The organism is Lentilitoribacter sp. EG35 (assembly GCF_040784015.1).
Taxonomy (GTDB): domain Bacteria; phylum Pseudomonadota; class Alphaproteobacteria; order Rhizobiales; family Rhizobiaceae; genus Lentilitoribacter.
On sequence record NZ_JBFNGQ010000001.1, the window covers coordinates 696,639 to 715,748 of the forward strand.

15 protein-coding genes are annotated in these 19,110 nt (G+C 45.2%); 13 read left to right on the plus strand and 2 right to left on the minus strand.

Going from position 1 to position 19,110, the window contains the following annotated elements; translation table 11 throughout:
• The first annotated feature begins 31 nt into the window (after positions 1 to 31).
• The 6 genes from AB2J24_RS03235 to AB2J24_RS03260 all read left to right on the plus strand — a co-directional run bounded on the left by AB2J24_RS03235 (position 32) and on the right by AB2J24_RS03260 (position 8,586).
• Positions 32 to 1,375 carry a TolC family outer membrane protein gene (locus tag AB2J24_RS03235; RefSeq protein WP_367384407.1) on the plus strand — a complete coding sequence of 448 codons (1,344 nt, stop codon included), beginning with the start codon at positions 32 to 34 and terminating at the stop codon, positions 1,373 to 1,375.
• Between the two features lie 9 nt (positions 1,376 to 1,384).
• Complete coding sequence (locus AB2J24_RS03240) at positions 1,385 to 1,783, plus strand: VOC family protein (RefSeq protein WP_367384408.1); 399 nt, start codon at positions 1,385 to 1,387, stop codon at positions 1,781 to 1,783.
• Positions 1,784 to 1,921: 138 nt separating this feature from the next.
• Positions 1,922 to 2,818: a DUF2497 domain-containing protein gene (locus tag AB2J24_RS03245; protein ID WP_162652348.1), complete on the plus strand. Its 897-nt coding sequence runs from the start codon at positions 1,922 to 1,924 to the stop codon at positions 2,816 to 2,818.
• A 164-nt stretch (positions 2,819 to 2,982) separates the two neighbouring features.
• Complete coding sequence (locus AB2J24_RS03250; RefSeq protein WP_367384409.1) at positions 2,983 to 5,844, plus strand: valine--tRNA ligase; 2,862 nt, start codon at positions 2,983 to 2,985, stop codon at positions 5,842 to 5,844.
• Between the two features lie 221 nt (positions 5,845 to 6,065).
• Positions 6,066 to 7,787 carry a dihydroxy-acid dehydratase gene (gene ilvD / locus AB2J24_RS03255; RefSeq protein ID WP_367384410.1) on the plus strand — a complete coding sequence of 574 codons (1,722 nt, stop codon included), beginning with the start codon at positions 6,066 to 6,068 and terminating at the stop codon, positions 7,785 to 7,787.
• Positions 7,774 to 8,586 (plus strand): tetratricopeptide repeat protein, encoded by an 813-nt coding sequence (locus AB2J24_RS03260; RefSeq protein WP_162652345.1) that lies wholly within the window; start codon positions 7,774 to 7,776, stop codon positions 8,584 to 8,586. Before ilvD ends, AB2J24_RS03260 begins: the two co-directional genes overlap by 14 nt.
• 10 nt (positions 8,587 to 8,596) lie before the next feature.
• Here the strand turns inward: AB2J24_RS03260 and xth are convergent, their stop codons facing one another.
• Positions 8,597 to 9,379 (minus strand): exodeoxyribonuclease III, encoded by a 783-nt coding sequence (gene xth, locus AB2J24_RS03265; RefSeq protein WP_367384411.1) that lies wholly within the window; start codon positions 9,377 to 9,379, stop codon positions 8,597 to 8,599.
• Positions 9,376 to 9,711 carry an iron-sulfur cluster insertion protein ErpA gene (erpA, locus tag AB2J24_RS03270; protein ID WP_367384412.1) on the minus strand — a complete coding sequence of 112 codons (336 nt, stop codon included), beginning with the start codon at positions 9,709 to 9,711 and terminating at the stop codon, positions 9,376 to 9,378. Before erpA ends, xth begins: the two co-directional genes overlap by 4 nt.
• A gap of 151 nt (positions 9,712 to 9,862) precedes the next feature.
• Between erpA and AB2J24_RS03275 the strand changes: the two genes are divergently transcribed.
• The 7 genes from AB2J24_RS03275 (at position 9,863) to AB2J24_RS03305 (ending at position 19,080) form a co-directional block, all read left to right on the plus strand.
• Positions 9,863 to 11,056, plus strand: a complete 1,194-nt coding sequence (locus AB2J24_RS03275) for a deoxyguanosinetriphosphate triphosphohydrolase (RefSeq protein ID WP_367384516.1) — start codon at positions 9,863 to 9,865, stop codon at positions 11,054 to 11,056.
• An 87-nt stretch (positions 11,057 to 11,143) separates the two neighbouring features.
• Positions 11,144 to 12,904 (plus strand): arginine--tRNA ligase, encoded by a 1,761-nt coding sequence (argS, locus tag AB2J24_RS03280; RefSeq protein ID WP_367384413.1) that lies wholly within the window; start codon positions 11,144 to 11,146, stop codon positions 12,902 to 12,904.
• 57 nt (positions 12,905 to 12,961) lie between these two features.
• Complete coding sequence (locus tag AB2J24_RS03285; RefSeq protein ID WP_367384414.1) at positions 12,962 to 15,133, plus strand: SPOR domain-containing protein; 2,172 nt, start codon at positions 12,962 to 12,964, stop codon at positions 15,131 to 15,133.
• A gap of 39 nt (positions 15,134 to 15,172) precedes the next feature.
• The gene (gene nagZ, locus AB2J24_RS03290) at positions 15,173 to 16,204 is read left to right on the plus strand and encodes a beta-N-acetylhexosaminidase (protein ID WP_367384415.1); all 1,032 of its coding nucleotides are present in this window, start codon (positions 15,173 to 15,175) and stop codon (positions 16,202 to 16,204) included.
• A gap of 125 nt (positions 16,205 to 16,329) precedes the next feature.
• On the plus strand, positions 16,330 to 17,163 hold the full coding sequence (locus AB2J24_RS03295; protein WP_367384517.1) for a segregation and condensation protein A: 834 nt from the start codon (positions 16,330 to 16,332) through the stop codon (positions 17,161 to 17,163).
• Between the two features lie 23 nt (positions 17,164 to 17,186).
• Positions 17,187 to 17,927 carry an SMC-Scp complex subunit ScpB gene (gene scpB, locus AB2J24_RS03300; RefSeq protein WP_162653596.1) on the plus strand — a complete coding sequence of 247 codons (741 nt, stop codon included), beginning with the start codon at positions 17,187 to 17,189 and terminating at the stop codon, positions 17,925 to 17,927.
• A gap of 49 nt (positions 17,928 to 17,976) precedes the next feature.
• A complete protein-coding gene (locus AB2J24_RS03305; RefSeq protein ID WP_367384416.1) occupies positions 17,977 to 19,080 on the plus strand; it encodes an ABC transporter ATP-binding protein in 1,104 nt (367 codons plus the stop codon).
• Positions 19,081 to 19,110: the final 30 nt, after the last annotated feature.

Here is a 19,110-nt window from a genome sequence, read left to right on the forward strand (position 1 = left end):
TAGTAAAGCGTGTTTTCTGGCGAGTTAATAAATGTCATTTCATATCAAAAAGTATCTTCGATTAGCATTAGTTGCTACATTTCTTATGCCTGTCGGTGTTGGACATGCCGAATCTATTATTGGCGCAATGTCTCGTGCATACGACAATAATCCAGATTTAGCAGTGGCGCGGGCTGGTTTGCGTGCAACGGATGAGGGTGTTGCAATTGCAAAGTCTGGATATCGACCTGTAATCAACGGCTCGCTTGATGGAACTTATACCGATTCGAATGGCCAAACTATTCGCAATGCGACTGGAACGATCTCTATTACGCAAAAGCTTTTTGATGGGTTTGCCACGAATAACAATGTTAGGGTTGCTGAAGCCGGCGTATTTGCAGGGCGCGAAAATCTCCGTTCAACGGAAATTTCTATATTGCAATCCGCCGCTCAAGCTTATGCAAATTTAGCGCGAGATAATCAGATTGTTTCCATTCGTCGTAAAAATATTCGTTTTTTGCAAGAGCAACTAAATGCAGCGACGTCTCGCTTAAATGTAGGTGAGGGAACACGTACTGACGTAAGTCAAGCACGAGCTCAATTGGCGTCTGCAAAAGCACAACTAACAGGCGCTATTGCTCAAGCCAAATCGGCATCTGCGGTGTATGTGCAAATTATTGGAAGTGCGCCATCAAAAATTTCACAACCGAAAACAATAGCTCGTTTATTGCCTCGCTCGCTTGAAGCTGCAGTCTCACGAGGGCTTAGTTCTCACCCATCGGTATCTGCCGCGCAATATAATGTTGATGCAGCGGAGTTTCAGATTAATGCCAATAAAGCCGCTCTTCTCCCAGGAGTTAGCGTGACAGGAACGCTGACTGGGGTCGATGATAGTGTTCGAGGCCGATCTACTACGAAATCCGTGCGTGGTACAGTTTCGGTTCCCATTTATTCTGGTGGTGCGAATTATGCTAAAATTCGCCAATCTAAACAAACACTTGCGCAGAGAAAAGCACAAGTAGAATCAACGCGCAGATCTATTGAACAATCGATTGTTGCGAGCTGGGTTTCTTATGAATCTGCCGTGGCGACACTTGCTGCTAATCAAGCTGAGTTAAAGGCCGCACGATTGGCACTTAATGGCGTTGTGGAAGAGCGTAAAGTCGGTCAGCGGACAACGCTTGATGTTTTAAATGCTCAGCAGAGTGTTTTGCGAGCTCAAGAAAGCATTGTGCAAAATAGGCGCAATGCGGTTGTTTCCAGTTACTCAACTCTGGCTGCAATGGGTTTGTTGACAGTTGATTATTTGAAACTGCGCGTTAGCCGCTATAATCCGGATCGACACTATCAAGCGGTTAAAGATAAGTGGTTTGGTCTGAGAACGACTGATAATTAATCTCGTTGTATGGCTCAGTTTATTTCCGCGTTAACCTTGGTTGTTGATGATTACGATAAAGCAATTGCGTTTTATGTCGATGTTTTGGGTTTTAGTCTGATTGAGGATACCGTTCTTTCTGCGGAAAAACGATGGGTTGTCGTCCAGCCTGTTTTCCCTAAATCGCAACATGCTGCATCACTTTTACTTGCCAAAGCAGATGGTGAAGAGCAAAGGGCAAGTATTGGCAATCAAACAGGTGGTCGTGTCGCTTTCTTTTTGAAAACCAATGATTTTCATAAAGATTATCAGACGTTGAAGGAAAAGGGAGTTTGCTTTTTGGAAGAGCCGCGTGCTGAACAGTACGGACATGTTGTCGTTTTTGCTGATCCCTTTGGAAATAAGTGGGATCTTCTTGAGCATATTTGAACTACAGGATTGTAATATCTAAGTAAAAGTTGTGCATGACTTAATAATGTTTCATGCATGCGATATTAGATACATTCAATTTGATTTAATGTGATTCGTAATATTCATCTTGTTTTCATGTATTTTTAGGTGACTTAAATGGCTCAGACTTCAGGTAATCGTGACGAACCGTCGATGGAAGACATTCTTTCTTCCATCCGTAAAATCATTCAGAGTAATGAGGAAAAAGATGGCGGCAACTCTGAGCAACAGTTGGTGCAACAGGCGGTAGCTCAAACGCAAACCGAGGCCGCTGCTGGTGAACAAGCACCTCAGTCACAGAATACCGAAGTAAAACCTGAGAAAAAGTTGGTCGTTAGCCCAGTAGAAAAACCGGGCGAACCTGCGAAACCAGCTTCACCAACACAAAGTGATGTTTCAAAATCAGAAGCGGCGGTATCTGCGAGTGTAGGTGCTGAAGCTCATTCTGAACGTGGAGAGCTTACAGACGCGCCTGCACGAGCGCCGCAAGCTGCCGTTCAAGCCCCAGAGGTGGCAAGTCCAGAAGAGCAGGATCCGGTTACCCCGGTAGAGGCGCCTGCGTCTACCGAACGGGAGATGGTTGCATCAACAGAGGCGGCAGTTGAAGCTCCTGTATCGCCAGAACCAACAGCGACATCAGAGCAAAAAATGGAGCCTGAATCTTCACCATCACTAGCTGCGCAAGTTGTAGCTTCGGCGCAAGAAGCGGGGGTTGAGCATGTTGTTGCTGCGTTGGAGGGAGAGCTAAATACATCTACATCTGAGGACAAAGCTTCTCCAGATGAGCCATTGAACAATGCTCCGGCGCTGCTTTCTACCGATTCCGGCGCAAAAGTCGCAGCTTCATTCGCTGCATTGGAGCAGTCCTTAGAAGATGTCGCAGACAAAAACCTTGAAACTATGACAACTGAAATGCTTCGTCCGATGCTTCAGGATTGGTTGGATGATAACCTGCCAAGTTTGGTTGAAAGACTGGTGCGTGAAGAAATTGAGCGCGTGGCGCGTGGCGGATAGTATTCGCTCTCGAAGGCACTAATTTTAATTGAGGTCGCCTGAGGCGGCCTTTTTATTTAGGGGTTTAAGAATTATTCTCCGTTTCCTCCTCCTTATGTTGACTTCTTAGTCTCGTTGAGATTTACGACATAGGATTATTCAAATCTCCATTGTTGGCGAGAAATATGCTTGAGAAAAACTATGATGCGGCCTCAGTAGAGCCGAAAATTGCAAAAACCTGGGATGAGGCGAACGCGTTTAAAGCGGGCGCTGGGGCAAAAGAGGGTGCCGAACCTTACTGCATCGTGATACCGCCACCAAATGTGACAGGCTCGTTGCATATGGGGCACGCGCTTAATAATACTTTGCAGGATATTCTTGTTCGTTTTGAGCGAATGCGCGGCAAAGATGTTTTGTGGCAACCGGGTATGGATCATGCAGGTATTGCAACACAAATGGTTGTCGAGCGAAAACTGGCAGAAAGTGGTGCCAATGAAACGCGTCGTCAAATGGGCCGTGAAAAGTTCATTCAAAAAATTTGGGAATGGAAAGAAGAGTCCGGTGGTACAATCTTCAATCAACTTAAGCGTCTTGGTGCGTCATGCGATTGGTCGCGCGAACGGTTCACAATGGATGAGGGGCTTTCCAAAGCAGTTCTAGAGGTCTTCGTCACACTTTACAATGAAGGTCTGATTTACCGCGGTAAAAGGCTGGTGAATTGGGACCCAAAATTTGAAACTGCGATTTCTGACCTGGAGGTCGAGAATATTGAAGTTGATGGCCATATGTGGCACTTCAAATATCCGTTGGCGGATGGCGCAACATATGAATATGTTGAAAAAGATGAGGATGGGAATGTAACGCTTCGCGAAACACGTGATTATATTTCGATCGCAACAACACGTCCCGAAACAATGTTGGGTGATGGTGCGGTGGCTGTTCATCCATCTGATGAGCGTTATGCGCCCATTGTCGGAAAACTATGCGAAATACCTGTTGGTCCAAAAAAACACCGTCGCCTCATTCCAATTATTACCGATGAATATCCTGATAAGGACTTTGGTTCTGGTGCTGTTAAGATTACCGGTGCCCATGATTTTAACGATTATCAAGTTGCAAAGCGTAATGATATTCCACTTTATCGATTGATGGATGTAACAGCTGGCATGCGGGCAGATGGCGCGCCATATGCTGAGGAATCAGCCAAAGCAATGGCGCTTGTCAAAGCAAGTGGCAAACCTGACGAGAACTATGTGGACAGCATTAATCTGGTGCCGGATGAATATCGTGGTTTGGATCGCTTGGAAGCTCGTAAACGGGTTGTCGCGGATGTAACCTCGGAAGGTCTTGCTGTTATGGCAAAAGACGAAGAGGGCAATGCGATCCCGCTCGTTGAAAACAACAAAATGATGCAGCCTTTCGGTGATCGTTCTGGTGTGGTTATTGAGCCTATGCTCACTGACCAATGGTTTGCTGATGCGGAGACGCTCGCAAAACCAGCTTTAGCATCGGTTAAAGAAGGCCGCACGAACTTCGTTCCAAAGACTTGGGAGAATACATACTTTAACTGGATGGAAAATATCCAACCATGGTGTATTTCTCGTCAACTTTGGTGGGGACATCAAATTCCTGCATGGTACGGGCCTGATGACACAGTATATGTGGCAAAATCTGAGGCTGAGGCCCAAGCGCAGGCTGGAGAAGGCGTGCCACTTGTGCGTGATGAAGATGTTCTTGATACATGGTTCTCCTCTGCACTTTGGCCATTCTCAACATTAGGTTGGCCGGCTGACACTGAGGAAGTAAAGAAGTACTACCAGACCGATGTTCTTGTTACCGGGTTTGATATCATCTTTTTTTGGGTGGCAAGGATGATGATGGCTGGTCTTCATTTCATGAAGGATGAAGATGGTACGCCCATTGAGCCATTCCATACGGTCTACGTCCATGCGCTTGTTCGTGATAAGCATGGCGCAAAGATGTCAAAGTCAAAAGGCAATGTTATTGATCCTTTAGACCTGATTGATGAGTACGGTGCCGATTCCTTGCGTTTCACGCTTGCGATTATGGCGGCGCAGGGTAGGGACGTAAAACTTGATCCTCAACGTATTGAAGGTTATCGCAATTTCGGTACTAAACTATGGAATGCGACACGCTTTGCTGAAATGAATGGTGCAGCACTTGATGCCTCCTTTAGGCCTGAAAGTGCAAAGTTGCAGGTTAACCGGTGGGTTCTAGCTGAGCTTTCCGGCACAGTTGCTGAGGTGACCAAACAGATTGAGGCTTATCGCTTTAATGATGCAGCCAGTGCGATCTATAAGTTTACTTGGAACCTTGTTTGTGATTGGTATCTTGAGCTTTTAAAACCTGTTTTCCAGGGTGATGATGAAGATGCAAAGGCTGAGGCTCGTGCGTGCGTTGCTTATGTTTTGAACTCTATTTATCGTCTTCTGCATCCGTTTATGCCTTACATGACGGAAGAGCTTTGGTCTGTTTCAGAAGCTGGGCAAGCCTCATCCGGTTTGCTTTGTCATGCTGAGTGGCCGATGCCTGAACTAAGTGATGATATTGCTGCGGCAGAAATCAATTGGTTGATTGATCTTGTGTCGGGTCTGCGTTCTGTTCGATCTGAAATGAATGTACCACCATCATCGAAGGCGCCGCTGCATGTTGCTGAATTTGATGATGCGACACGCGAGAAGCTGTTACGCCATGAACCTGCCATTCGTCAGCTTGCACGCGTAGAAAATATTCAGGTAGATGGTCAAACTCCAAAAGGTTCCGCGCAGATTGTGGTTGCGGAAGTAACTTATAGTCTACCTCTTGGTGCACTGCTTGACCTTGATGTCGAAAAAGCTCGCTTGGAAAAGGCAATTGGCAAAGTCGATGTGGATTTGGGCAAGGTTAAAAATAAGCTTGGCAATGAAAGGTTTATTGCAAATGCGCGCCCGGATGTGGTCGAGGCTGAGCATGCCCGTCTTGCGGAACTTGAAGGCAAGATAGCCAAGTTGAATGAAGCACTTCAGCGCGTTCTAGATGCTGGTTAGAAGAAGCTTGTTGAAGAAATCTGATGCTGCATATTGTCAAATCATTGGCATTGCTGTTTAAAGGTTTGTGAGGTTTTGGTGTTGCAATATCGCAACATCATATTGGGGAATCTATTTTCATGAGCGCGACAGAGCGCTTTGCCTATTTCCGGCCACAAATGAAGCCCAGATCTATGCTTGGCTTCTTTTGCATGTTGGAAGAAGTTTGATTGAGGACATAAATGACATCTAAATTTGATAAATCGAAATTACCAAGTCGCCATACAACAGTTGGACCAGCTAAAGCGCCACATCGTTCATATTTATATGCGATGGGTCTTTCGACCGAGGAAATTGCGCAACCACTTGTTGGTGTTGCATCCTGCTGGAATGAAGCTGCGCCTTGTAATATTTCGCTGATGCGTCAAGCTCAAGTTGTTAAAAAAGGTGTTGCTGCGGGTAAGGGTACGCCGCGCGAATTCTGCACAATTACAGTGACAGACGGTATTGCTATGGGGCATCAAGGCATGAAATCCTCGCTAGCCTCACGCGAAGTGATTGCCGATTCTGTGGAACTAACAATGCGTGGCCATTGTTATGATGCGCTTGTTGGTCTTGCTGGTTGCGATAAGTCTCTTCCCGGCATGATGATGTCAATGATCCGTTTGAATGTTCCGTCAGTCTTCATTTATGGCGGCTCTATCCTCCCAGGTTCATTCCGCGGTCAGGAAATTACTGTTCAGGATGTATTTGAAGCCGTTGGTAAGCACTCTGTTGGTGATATGAGCGATGAGGATCTCGCTGAAATTGAGCAGGTTGCTTGTCCATCTGCGGGTTCATGTGGTGCGCAATTTACTGCGAACACGATGGCGACAGTGGCCGAAGCTATTGGTTTGGCATTGCCATATTCATGCGGCGCGCCGGCGCCTTATGAAATCCGTGATAAATTTAGTTTTGCCGCTGGCGAAAAAGTCATGGAGCTAATTGAGAAAAATATTCGTCCACGCGATATCATTACACGCAAGTCGCTTGAAAATGCTGCTGCGGTGGTAGCTGCTTCTGGTGGATCGACAAATGCTGCTCTTCACCTGCCTGCAATGGCGCATGAAGCTGGTATTGAGTTTGATTTGTTTGATGTGGCTGAAATTTTTAAGAAAACGCCTTATATTGCCGATCTAAAACCGGGCGGCAAATATGTAGCAAAAGATATGTTTGAAGCCGGTGGTATACCACTGCTGATGAAGACGCTTCTTGAGCACGGCTATCTCCACGGCGACTGTATGACAGTCACAGGTCGCACAATAGCGGAAAATATGGAAAGTGTGAAGTGGAACGACAAACAAGACGTTGTTTATCCTGCCAATAAACCTCTTACAAAAACGGGTGGTGTTGTTGGTCTCAAAGGTAATCTGGCCGAAGACGGCGCGATTGTAAAAGTCGCAGGTATGGCTGTTCAGCAGTTCTCAGGTCCAGCGCGTTGTTTTGATTCTGAAGAAGAGTGCTTCAAAGCAGTTTCAAATAAGGACTATAAAGAAGGTGAAGTTCTGGTCATTCGTTATGAAGGACCAAAAGGCGGACCGGGTATGCGCGAGATGCTATCTACCACTGCTGCGCTGTATGGTCAGGGTATGGGTGACAAGGTTGCGCTTATCACGGATGGTCGTTTTTCTGGTGCGACACGCGGCTTTTGTATTGGCCATGTTGGTCCAGAAGCCGCTGTTGGCGGTCCGATCGGCCTTTTGAAGGATGGTGACATCATTGCAATTGATGCTGTTGAAGGTACACTAAATGTTCAGCTTTCTGATGCAGAATTAGAAGAAAGACGGAAAGAGTGGAAGCCTCGTGAGACTGATTACGCAGCAGGTGCATTGTGGAAATATGCACAGACTGTGGGGCCTGCGGTCGATGGTGCCGTTACTCACCCAGGTGGAGCGAAAGAAAAACATACTTATGCGGATATCTAAATCTAAATTTGCTCAAGTTGCACTTTTGAAACTGGCGATAGCAGTATCGTCAGTTACTTTGGTGTCGAATGCTTACGCGTTCGACCCAAAGAAAAAGGACGAAGTGAGCGAAGAACAAGGTCCTTTGGATTTGTTCAAATTTGGATTTAAAGCGTATAAAAACGGTGAGAAAAAACGCGCTATTGAAGCCTATCAATATGCCGCTGATAAAGGACATCGTGGTGCTCGATGGGCATTGGCCAATATGTATGCCTTCGGTGATGGCGTTCAAGAAGATGATTATGAGGCCTTCAAGAACTACGAGAAGATTGCCCGACAGGGTGTAGAGCCTGGTTCAGAAGATGTTGGATATTTTGTTCATGCTTTGATGGCTTTGGCGAATTATTATGAGCGGGGTATTCCCGGAAGCCCTGTTAAAGTTAATGCAAAAACGGCAAAGCAATTTTATTTCCAAGCAGCTTCCGCTTTTGGCTTCCCCGAAGCCCAATATCGTCTGGGTCAAATGATTTTGGATGGTAAGGGTGGTGGCCGTAGTTTACGACAGGCAAAAAAATGGCTTAATCGAGCCAGAGCGGGTGGCCATCCTGCTGCAGCGGCAGTTTATGGTAATATATTGTTTGAAGAAGGTAAGTCGGTCCACGGACTTGCTTTGATCACGGCGGCCCATGAACGTGCGACACCTAACGATAGAGTGTGGATCCAAACCCTACAGGAGCAAGCATTTTCTCTTGCCGATGAAGCGGATCGCAGAACAGCTATCTTACTTGCGCAAGATATGATCGATAAGGGTAAGTTCTAAAAGAACTTGTTTAAGCGTTTAAATACGCTGCTACTGGCACGTGATCCGATGGTTTTTCCCAAGCACGGACATGCTTTTCCACTTCAACAGAAGCTAACATATTTGCAGCCTCAGGCGAGAGCATGAGGTGATCGATGCGGATGCCGTTGTTTTTTTGCCATGCGCCAGCTTGATAATCCCAGAATGTGTAGGTTTTTTCCTCGTCATTGACGTTTCGCAACGCATCCGTGAAGCCGAGATTAACGAACTTGCGGTATGCTTCGTGAGATTCGGGCCTGAAAGCCGCATCGCCTTCCCAGTCTGATGGATTCTTGCAATCGTGTGGTTCAGGAATAATGTTATAATCACCCGCAAGCACAAGTGGTTCTTCAAATGCCATGCGCTTTTTTGCAAAAGTTTCAAGTCGCGCCATCCAGTTGAGCTTGTATGGATATTTCTCTGTTTCAACAGGATTACCGTTGGGCAAGTATAGAGATACAACGCGAATTACGCCTTTATCAGTCGCATAAACGCCTTCGATAAAACGGGCCTGTTCATCTGTGTCATCACCCGGTAGGCCGCGATTAACTTCGTCAGGACTTATCTTGGAGATGAGTGCGACGCCATTGAACCCTTTTTGGCCATGCGTTTCGACATGATAACCAAGTGCTTCGATCTCTTCACGCGGGAAATTTTCATCAACGGATTTGATCTCTTGTAGGCATGCAATATCTGGTTGGGATTCTTGCAACCATATTTTCAAATTTTCGATACGCGCTTTAATGCCGTTAATGTTCCAAGTTACAATTTTCATATGGAAAAACTTGTTCCGCAGCCGCAAGATGCAATTGCATTAGGGTTTTTGATTTGAAAAGATTGTCCCATAAGATCGTCAACAAAATCAATCTCTGATCCACTCATATAGACAAGAGATAGGTTATCGATCAAAACGCGAGCATTGCCTTTTTCCAAAATAAGATCATCGTCACCTTGGCCATCAACCAAATCAAATTTATAGGAAAAACCAGAGCAGCCACCGCCTTCGACAGAAACACGCAAGGCGAACTTGTCAGTTTGGCCTGAGAGGATTTTCTCGATTCGATTAAACGCGTTATCAGAAACGGTTACATTTGCTTCTTGGGTCATATCTGCACCTCACTTTGTTCAAATTCAAAGCTTAGAACTCATTAATTTATTGTATATTTCTGCTATATAGGTATGTGCAGCTTAGGCAAACGTCAATGGTAGCCAAAGTGAAAAGATGTTGTGAATTGAAAGTAGGCCAATTTTGACGAAAATTGATAGGGATGAACTTGGCTTTGGAGTCGGGGCGAGGGCGGTTTATGCTGAACAAGCGCACAATAGTCGAGGCCGCCTCTATCCTGAGGATGAAAGTTTAACGCGATCTCCTTTTCAGCGTGATCGTGATCGTATTGTTCATTCTACCGCATTTCGGCGCTTGAAGCATAAGACACAAGTATTCATTGCACACGAAGGTGATCATTATCGGACCCGACTGACCCATACAATTGAAGTATCGCAAATAGCACGTGCATTGGCGCGGGCACTTAAGTTGGACGAGGATTTGGCCGAAGGTGTGGCGCTCGTGCATGATTTTGGTCACACACCCTTCGGTCACACGGGTGAGGATGCGCTTGATGAGCTGCTTAAACAATATGGTGGTTTTGATCATAATGCACAGTCACTGCGAATCGTTGCCAAATTAGAACGACGATATGCGGAGTTTGACGGGCTTAATCTAACATGGGAAAGCCTTGAAGGATTAGTCAAGCATAATGGTCCTTTATGCGATAAGAACCAAGAAAATGATGAAGAGATACCGCTTGCCATTCGTAATTATAATCAACTTCATGATCTATGGCTCTGGAGCCATGCCAGTTTAGAAGCTCAATCCGCAGCGATCGCCGATGACATAGCCTACAACACGCATGATATTGATGATGGACTTCGCTCTGGTTTGCTAACTCATGACATGTTGGAAGACGTTCCATTTCTGGCTGATCTTATTAGAGAAGTGAAAGATAAGTATCCGCATCTTGATGACGAGCGTCTCACACATGAAATGACGCGTCGTCAAATCACACGAATGGTTGAAAATGTTATTTTGACTGCGCAATCAAATTTGAAGCGAATACGACCGCAAAGCGTTGACGATGTGCGAAAAGCTGGTGAAACAATCGTTGGATTTAATGAAGAAATGGTACTAATTGATAAATCACTTAAAAAATTTCTATTTGCGAATGTTTATCGTCATGAAAGTGTCTTGGAGAAGCGCGAGCAAGTTTCCAAAGTTGTGAGAAATTTGTTTTCAGCATTCATGAATGATCCAACGCTTATGTCTGGTGCTCGTTGGGTCGATGGGCTTGATAGATTAAATGAGGAAGCAAAGGCGAGGCATGTTGGTGATTATTTAGCAGGCATGACAGATAATTTTGCACTTGATCAACATGCACGTTTGTTTGACCAATAATGAAATATGCTTTAGGCAGCCCATAACGCTGAAATTCAGCACTCTATGAGTAAGTCTTACTAAAATTCCGATGGAACTGATTAAATTATGAATGTCTTCAAAAACTTTGAAAGCAAAATAAAAAAAGCCGTTATGTCTCTTGAAGTTGTTCAAGGTTTTGATGGCGAAGTCAATCTCGCACGTATGACTGTAGAGCCTCCACGTGATCCATCTCATGGCGACATTTCGACCAATGCTGCCATGATGCTTGCCAAGCCTTTGAAGAGTAATCCGCGCGAATTAGCTACTCAGATTTCCAATGCTCTATCAAGCGATGAAGATATAGCATCGGTTAATGTTGCTGGTCCTGGTTTTATTAACCTAAACCTGTCGGCAACTTATTGGCAAAAGCAAGTTGTTCAGATGGTTGAGCAAGGGGAAGATTACGGGAGAGATCAAATTTCTCCGGCACGTAAAATTAACGTCGAGTATGTGTCTGCAAATCCAACCGGCCCAATGCATGTTGGTCATTGTCGTGGTGCGGTTGTGGGGGATGCTCTTGCAAATCTTCTTGCCTATGCAGGACATGATGTCACCAAAGAGTATTACATTAATGATGCCGGCGCGCAGATCAATGTTTTGGCAAATTCTGTTTATCTAAGATATTGCGAAGCGTTGGGCGATGATATTGGCGAAATTCCCGCAGGTCTTTATCCTGGAGACTATCTTGTGCCACTTGGAAAGGCGCTTGCTGAAGAATATGGCTCTAAACTGAAAGATATGAGTGAATCTGATCGACTTGTAATCATTAAACCTCGTGCCATCGATGGTATGATGGATATGATCAGAGATGATCTCGCTGCGTTGAATATTCGACATGATGTATTTTTCTCGGAACGGCAATTGCATGAAAATAATGGTGCATACATTGGTGCGGCTATTGATACGCTGGAGAGCAAGGGGCTTGTCTATAAAGGCACTTTACCACCTCCAAAAGGGCAATTACCGGATGATTGGGAAGATCGAGAGCAGCTTTTATTCAAAACGACCGATTTTGGAGATGATTTAGATCGTCCATTGGTCAAATCTGACGGGTCATATACTTATTTTGCAGCCGATACCGCATATTTCGTCAACAAATTTGAACGAGAGTTTGAAGAAACAATCTTTGTGTTGGGTGCAGATCACGGGGGTTATGTTAAGCGTATGGAAGCGCTGGCCCATGGTATTTCTGACGGTAAAACTGACTTAACCGTTCTATTGTGCCAATTGGTCAAACTTTATCGTAATGGCGAACCGTTCAAAATGTCTAAAAGGTCAGGCGACTTTGTTACACTTCGAGATGTCGTCGATGAAGTGGGTTCGGATTCTGTACGCTTTATGATGCTTTATCGTAAAAGCTCCGAGCCATTGGACTTTGACTTTGCTAAAGTTACCGAGCAATCAAAAGATAACCCTGTATTTTACGTCCAATATGCGCATGCTCGCTGTCATTCTGTGTTTAGGCAGGCTGCTGAGGCATTCCCGGATGAGGATTTTTCGATTGATAGGCTGAAAAACATCGATGCTTCAACGCTCGCGGATGAGACTGAGTTGCGTTTGATTGCGAAACTTGCTGAGTACCCTCGGGTTATTGAGAGTGCAGCACTGGGGCATGAGCCACATAAAGTTGTATTTTATCTTTATGATTTAGCTAGTATGCTGCATTCTCACTGGAATTTAGGAAAAGAACGCCCAGAATTACGGTTTATTAACCATGAAAGTGCAGAATTAACTGCGGCCAGACTTGGCCTAGTTTATGCAATTGCTTCTATCTTGCGGTCTGGTTTATCGATTACAGGTACGGAAGCACCACTGGAAATGCGCTAGTGTCAATATTTCTCCACATTGACATGGCAGAACATTTGCCAGGAGAAGTGAAGTATTATGACCGATGAATTGAATCAAAGAATTACACCTGAAAAAGAAGCAGACCAAACGGTCGAAAATCCTGTCGACGAATTGGCCCGCATGATGGGTTATAATAAAAATCCTGCTCCGCTTGGCGAGCCCGCAAGAGCTGAAAATACGATGGCGTCAGATCTTGAAGCAGAGTTGATGCGTGAATTTGGCATAGACGCATTAGAAAGTGAATCCGAGGCACCATCCACCACTGATGAAGTCTTTTCCGCACCAGAGCAAGCGCCAGTAGAGCCGGAAGTGCCTGAAGTACGTCCGCAAAGAACTACGTTTACTCGTGAGCCTGTCGAGATGCCTATTTATCAGCCTGATAATGTTCAAGAAAACGACCAAGATAACGTTCTAGCGGAAATGGCACGATATAATGTTCCGAACCCTCAAGAAAACATCATAAGTAATGTTAATGTACCGACAGATGATAATATGCCAGCGGTTGGTGACAATTTTGCGAATGATTTAGAACAAGAATTGGCAAACTTGCAGAACCAACTTTCAGATGGATTGCAGATTAATGAACCCGTTGATCAGGCACAAGAGGTCATCTCCGAGCATGCTCAGAAGATTGAGGAACCAATTACCCAATCAGTAGAGACGTTTCAAACCGTTGTTGATGCATCGGTGTCGCAGTCGGTTACCGAGCCTGTCACACAGGAATCTTACGCTGGCGAGGTAGATATGTCTGCCGTTATCGATGCGAACGATGATGTGGAGAAAACAATAGAATTTGACGTGCCTTCTATCGAGCCAGCCGTTGTGAATGTAGCGCAGGAAGCATCCTATGATGCGGATCTGGATTCTGAATTAGAAGAAGAATTCTCACAATTGTACAAAGATAGTAATCCGCAAGAGGCGGCTGAAAATTCTAGTGCCGAAGCGTCTAATGAATCCACTCAAGAATCGGCTCAGGACTTTAGTTCCTTTTTTGATATGAGTGCAGTGAATGAAGACCAAACCGGAGATTCGAACGACGTTTCTATGGATGCTGCTGCGCCGGCGGTATTAATGCAACCTGAAAGGATAGACGTATCTCAAAGCCAGGCCAATTGGCAAGATTTGCAAAGCACACCCAATGCAGATAATTCAAACACCGGTAAATTTGCAGCGGTTGGAATGTTTGCGCTCTTGGTTTTGGGTGCGGGTGGTTATTTTGTTTACAATAATTTGTCATCAGCAGATGGCGGCTCTAGTGAGCCTGTTCTGATTAAAGCTGATAATTCTCCCATTAAAGAGGAGCCTGCCGATCCCGGTGGAACAGATGTGCCAAATCAGGATCAGGCGGTTTATACTCAAGTAGAAGGCAACGATACCAGTGTCGCAAGTCAACCTAGTTTGGTTGAATCAACGGAGGAACCAGTTGATATCGTTCAACGAACTCTTGACCCTAATCTGTTACCGTTAGAAGGCCGTGATAGTGTTGAAAAGATCGAAGATCGATTGGTTTCTGGCGAACAAACAGATCTCTCCGCTGCAAATGGAACTGTTCAACCCCTTATTGTGCCTAAAAAAGTTCGTACTGTTGTTGTGCAGGCTGATGGAACAATAATCACTCGTGAAGAAACAGCTCCTGAAGCACCAACGCAACAAGCGCAAGCGGACACACCGCAACCTGATCAGGTATTTGGTAATCAGAACACCGTTTCCCAAGCATCTGCCGACGCGTTGTCGGCTGCATCAGCTGAGCAGGAAGTTGCGGCTGTGGCAGACGATACTCCCGTCGTAGATCCGTTGGTATCTGCAAATAGTGGACAAGTGGACAATACAGATACGTCAACTACAACTGACACTTCAACAAACGGAGAAACAGCATCTGCTGCGCCTGTTACAGTTGAAACACAGACGTCTGTAGCGACGCAGCCAGCAGTTACAGAACCTGTTGCACAACCTGTAGAAAATTTCTCTGGTTATTATATGCAGATTGCATCGCAACCTTCACTTGCCGCTGCTCAATCAAGTTATCAGAACCTTGTAACGCGCTACAATTCAGTTCTTGGTGGTCGCGGTGTAGAATATCAAAAAGCAGACATTGCCGGGAAGGGAACTTTCCATCGTGTCCGCATTCAGGTTGGTGAACGTTCAGAGGCAAATTCGCTTTGCTCGCGATATAAGTCCGCTGGCGGAAGTTGCTTTGTTACAAGATAAATAATTGCAGGTAGGCATTTGTGTCAGTATTCTCTTTTTATGAGAGAATCAAAAGCAATGATCTTAGGCTGTGCTGGCCTTTCACTTAATGAGGCCGAACGAGCTTTCTTTAAAGAAGAAAACCCGTTCGGTTTTATTTTATTTAGTCGAAATATTGAAAATGCCGAACAGGTCCTTCGACTGACCAAGGACTTACGAGCGGCTATTGATAATCCGCAGGCTCCCATATTGATTGATCAAGAGGGTGGTCGGGTACAAAGACTAAGACCTCCAATTGCAGCCAATTATCCTTCAGCTTCTCAGTTGGGTGAAATTTTCCAGAAAAAAGCAGATGTCGGGCTCCATGCAGTTTGGCTGATGTCGCGTTTACATGCGTTCGATTTGTTGTCGCTTGGTATCAATGTGAACTGTTTACCGGTTTTGGATGTGCCCTCGCCAGATGGTCATGAGGTGATTGGGACAAGAGCATATTCAAAACGGGCGGAAGATGTTGTTAAAATGGGTCGTGTAGCCTGTGAGGGCTTGAAAGCAGGTGGCGTTTTGCCTGTTATAAAGCACATGCCTGGGCATGGACGTGCAATGGCAGATACACATAAAGAATTGCCAATAGTTACAACATCCCACTTAGACTTATCTGCCTCTGATTTTATTCCGTTTAAAGCTTTATCGGAAGAATTGATGGCTATGTCGGCTCATGTGGTGTTTTCTGACATTGATACAAGCAATCCTGCGACAACGTCTGCGATCGTTATTCATGATATTATTCGCTCGGAAATTGGATTTGATGGACTTTTAATGTCTGATGATGTGTCAATGAATGCACTTTCTGGGGATTTCGCACAAAGAACCTCAAGAATATTTTCCGCCGGTTGTGATATTGTACTACATTGTGGTGGGGATATGGAAGAGATGGAGACGGTAGCCTCCAACACTCCAATTTTGTCAGGTGCGTCTCACACAAGAGCCGCGGCGGTGCTTTCGAGTTTAGCAGAACCTGATGACATTGATGAGCAAGATATTCGCCAGGAGTTTGAGGCTTTGATTAGCGAGTTTGGAATCAACGCCTCGTAATCGATCGAGGGCAAATGACTGCAGACGATGACAAGAGTAAACTGGATTTAGCAGCTGATACCAGCGCTCATGATGATGCGGTGGTCCCATCAAATATGCTTAAGCAGAATAAACGCTCTGCTCCAATGGAGAAGCTCTGGGATGAAATTAACCCGGATAGAGCCATTAGTGATAAAAGTCTCGTCCTGGATTTGGAAGGTTTTGAAGGTCCGCTCGATTTGCTGCTCCATCTTGCGCGTACGCAAAAAGTGGATCTTGCCAAAATTTCAGTCCTTGAATTGGCTGTGCAATACCTTGAATTTGTTGAAAATGCCCGCAAATTACGTTTAGAACTTGCTGCGGATTATCTGGTTATGGCGGCTTGGCTTGCATTCTTAAAATCCAAACTTCTCATACCGCGTCAAAATGATGAAGAAGAAGTTTCGGGTGAGGAAATGGCCCAGCAATTGGCGTTTCGCTTGAAGAGACTTGAGGCGATGCGTGAGGCTGCGACCCGACTAGTTAATCGCAACAGATTGGGTCGAGATGTATTCGCACGCGGCATGCCAGAACCGATCGTGATTGAAAAGACATCTGATTTTTCCGCCTCGCTTTACGATTTGTTGACTGCATACGCCTCACAACGTCAGCGGAACTCTCGTTCTCAGGTGACGATTGAGCGCCGAAAGGTCTGGTCGCTTAAAGATGCGCGTGGAATTTTATCGCGTATGTTGGGTGAAATCGCCGATTGGACGGCACTTGATAGCTTTTTGATAAAATATCTGCACGAGGATGAGACAGAACGAAAAACTGCGTTGGCAAGCTCGTTTGCAGCTTCCTTGGAAATGGTTCGTGAAGGCTACTTCGATATTCGCCAAGATGGTGTTTTTGCACCGATATTTTTGCGAAATTCAACAAGATCGAAGACAAGCATAATGGTGGATGCTACCTTAGCGATGAATGGGAGTGAAGGTCAATGAATGAAGATGGTGGCTTGACCGAGATGGGCGAACATCGTGATGAATATATGGATGATGACATTGGTCATCATTCTATTCAGTCAGAAGATGCAGTTGACGCGTTGCGCGATCATGCACTTAAGGACGCAGAGCGTATTGCGGAGGCGCTGGTATTTTCCTCTGGGCAGCCCGTTTCTCAAAAATTTATTGCGTCTAAACTGCCTGATGGCATCGATGTTGAAGCCGTGATGCTGCGGTTATCTGATTTTTATGCATCTCGTGGCATAAATTTGCTGCGTATTGATGACGCATGGGCGTTTCGAACTTCGGCGGATCTTTCATTTCTCATTCGGCAAGAAGAAACAGAAGTTCGTAAACTTTCACGTGCTGCACTCGAGGTTCTTGCAATTATTGCTTATCATCAGCCGGTCACACGTGCCGAGATCGAAGAGATTCGTGGTGTCGCGACTTCAAAAGGTACGTTAGATTTGTTGATGGAGGCCGAATGGGTACGTATGCGGGGGCGTAGACGCACGCCTGGTAGACCCGTAACATATGGTACAAGCCGCGATTTCCTCGATCATTTTGGGTTGGAAAATCTTAAAGATCTACCTGGACTGGATGAGTTAAAAGGCTCTGGTTTGCTGTCCAGCCGCATTCCCAGTAATTTTCAAATTCCTGTTCCGTTTGATGGTGATGAGCTAACCGAAGATGAAGATCCGATTTCAGATATGGATTTGGAAGATCTTGGCCTCTTGACACCAATGGGTGATGAAGTGGATTAAAGCAGTTGAAGGAACTTTAAATCTAAGTTCCAAATTGCGGCTTTAGAATATGGCACCAAATTCAGACAAAAGTATCAGTATGGATATTCGCCAAAAGGCAGGCGTGAGCTTTGCAGCTAGCCTGACTTTTGAAAATATTCATCATAGTTATCACAGTGAACCTGTTCTTTGTGGTATAGATTTAACAGTGAAACCGGGCGAAGTCATGTGTCTTCTTGGACCGTCTGGCTCTGGTAAAACCACTTTGCTTCGACTTGCAGCGGGGATTGAAGTTCAAAGCCAGGGACGGCTTTTACTCAACGGGCAAGAGATTGCTAATCCGAAAAAAGCATTACCGCCTGAGAAACGCGGCATTGGACTTATGTTTCAAGATTTTGCGCTTTTTCCGCACATGACAATATTGGATAATGCGAAATTTGGATTAACTGCTCTTTCTGCTGATGAGGCTGAAAAACAGGCGATCCTCTCATTGAGAAGGGTAGGGCTTGAACAATACCAAAATGCTTACCCACATCTTTTATCCGGTGGTGAGCAGCAAAGGGCTGCCTTGGCTCGAGCCATCGCGCCGCGACCGTCTGTTCTTTTAATGGATGAGCCATTTTCAGGTTTGGATTCAAGACTTAAAGAGGTCGTTCGTAGTGATACTCTTTCTATTTTACGTGAAGCGCGCGCCACATCTATTATTGTAACGCACGATGCTGATGAAGCTATGCAAGTGGCTGATCGAATTGCACTCTTAAAGGATGGAAAACTTGTACAAGTTGGTACTGGTCGTGATCTTTATCAAACCCCCAAAGACCTTTTCACAGCAAGCTTTTTCTCTGATCTTAATGTACTTTCAGCAACAACTAAATCAGGTAAAGTGGATACGCCTGTAGGCGTGGTGGATGCTGCAAATTTTGCTGATGGAATAAAGCTCGACGTCGCCATCAGACATTCAGGTGTGATGGTTGATACTAAAGCAGGCGGTATGCCGGCTCGTATCATTACCAGAAAGTTTGTTGGTAGGCTTGAACAGCTGCAATTAGCGGTATCAGGCACCGATAATCTTATCCATGCGAGTATCCGTGCAGGCAACTTGCCCCAATCAGCTTCTGATGTATTTTTAAAAATTAATGATCAGGACGTATTCTTGTTTGAATCTTCTGCATAAATATCCTACATAAAAAGAAAGAACATTAGG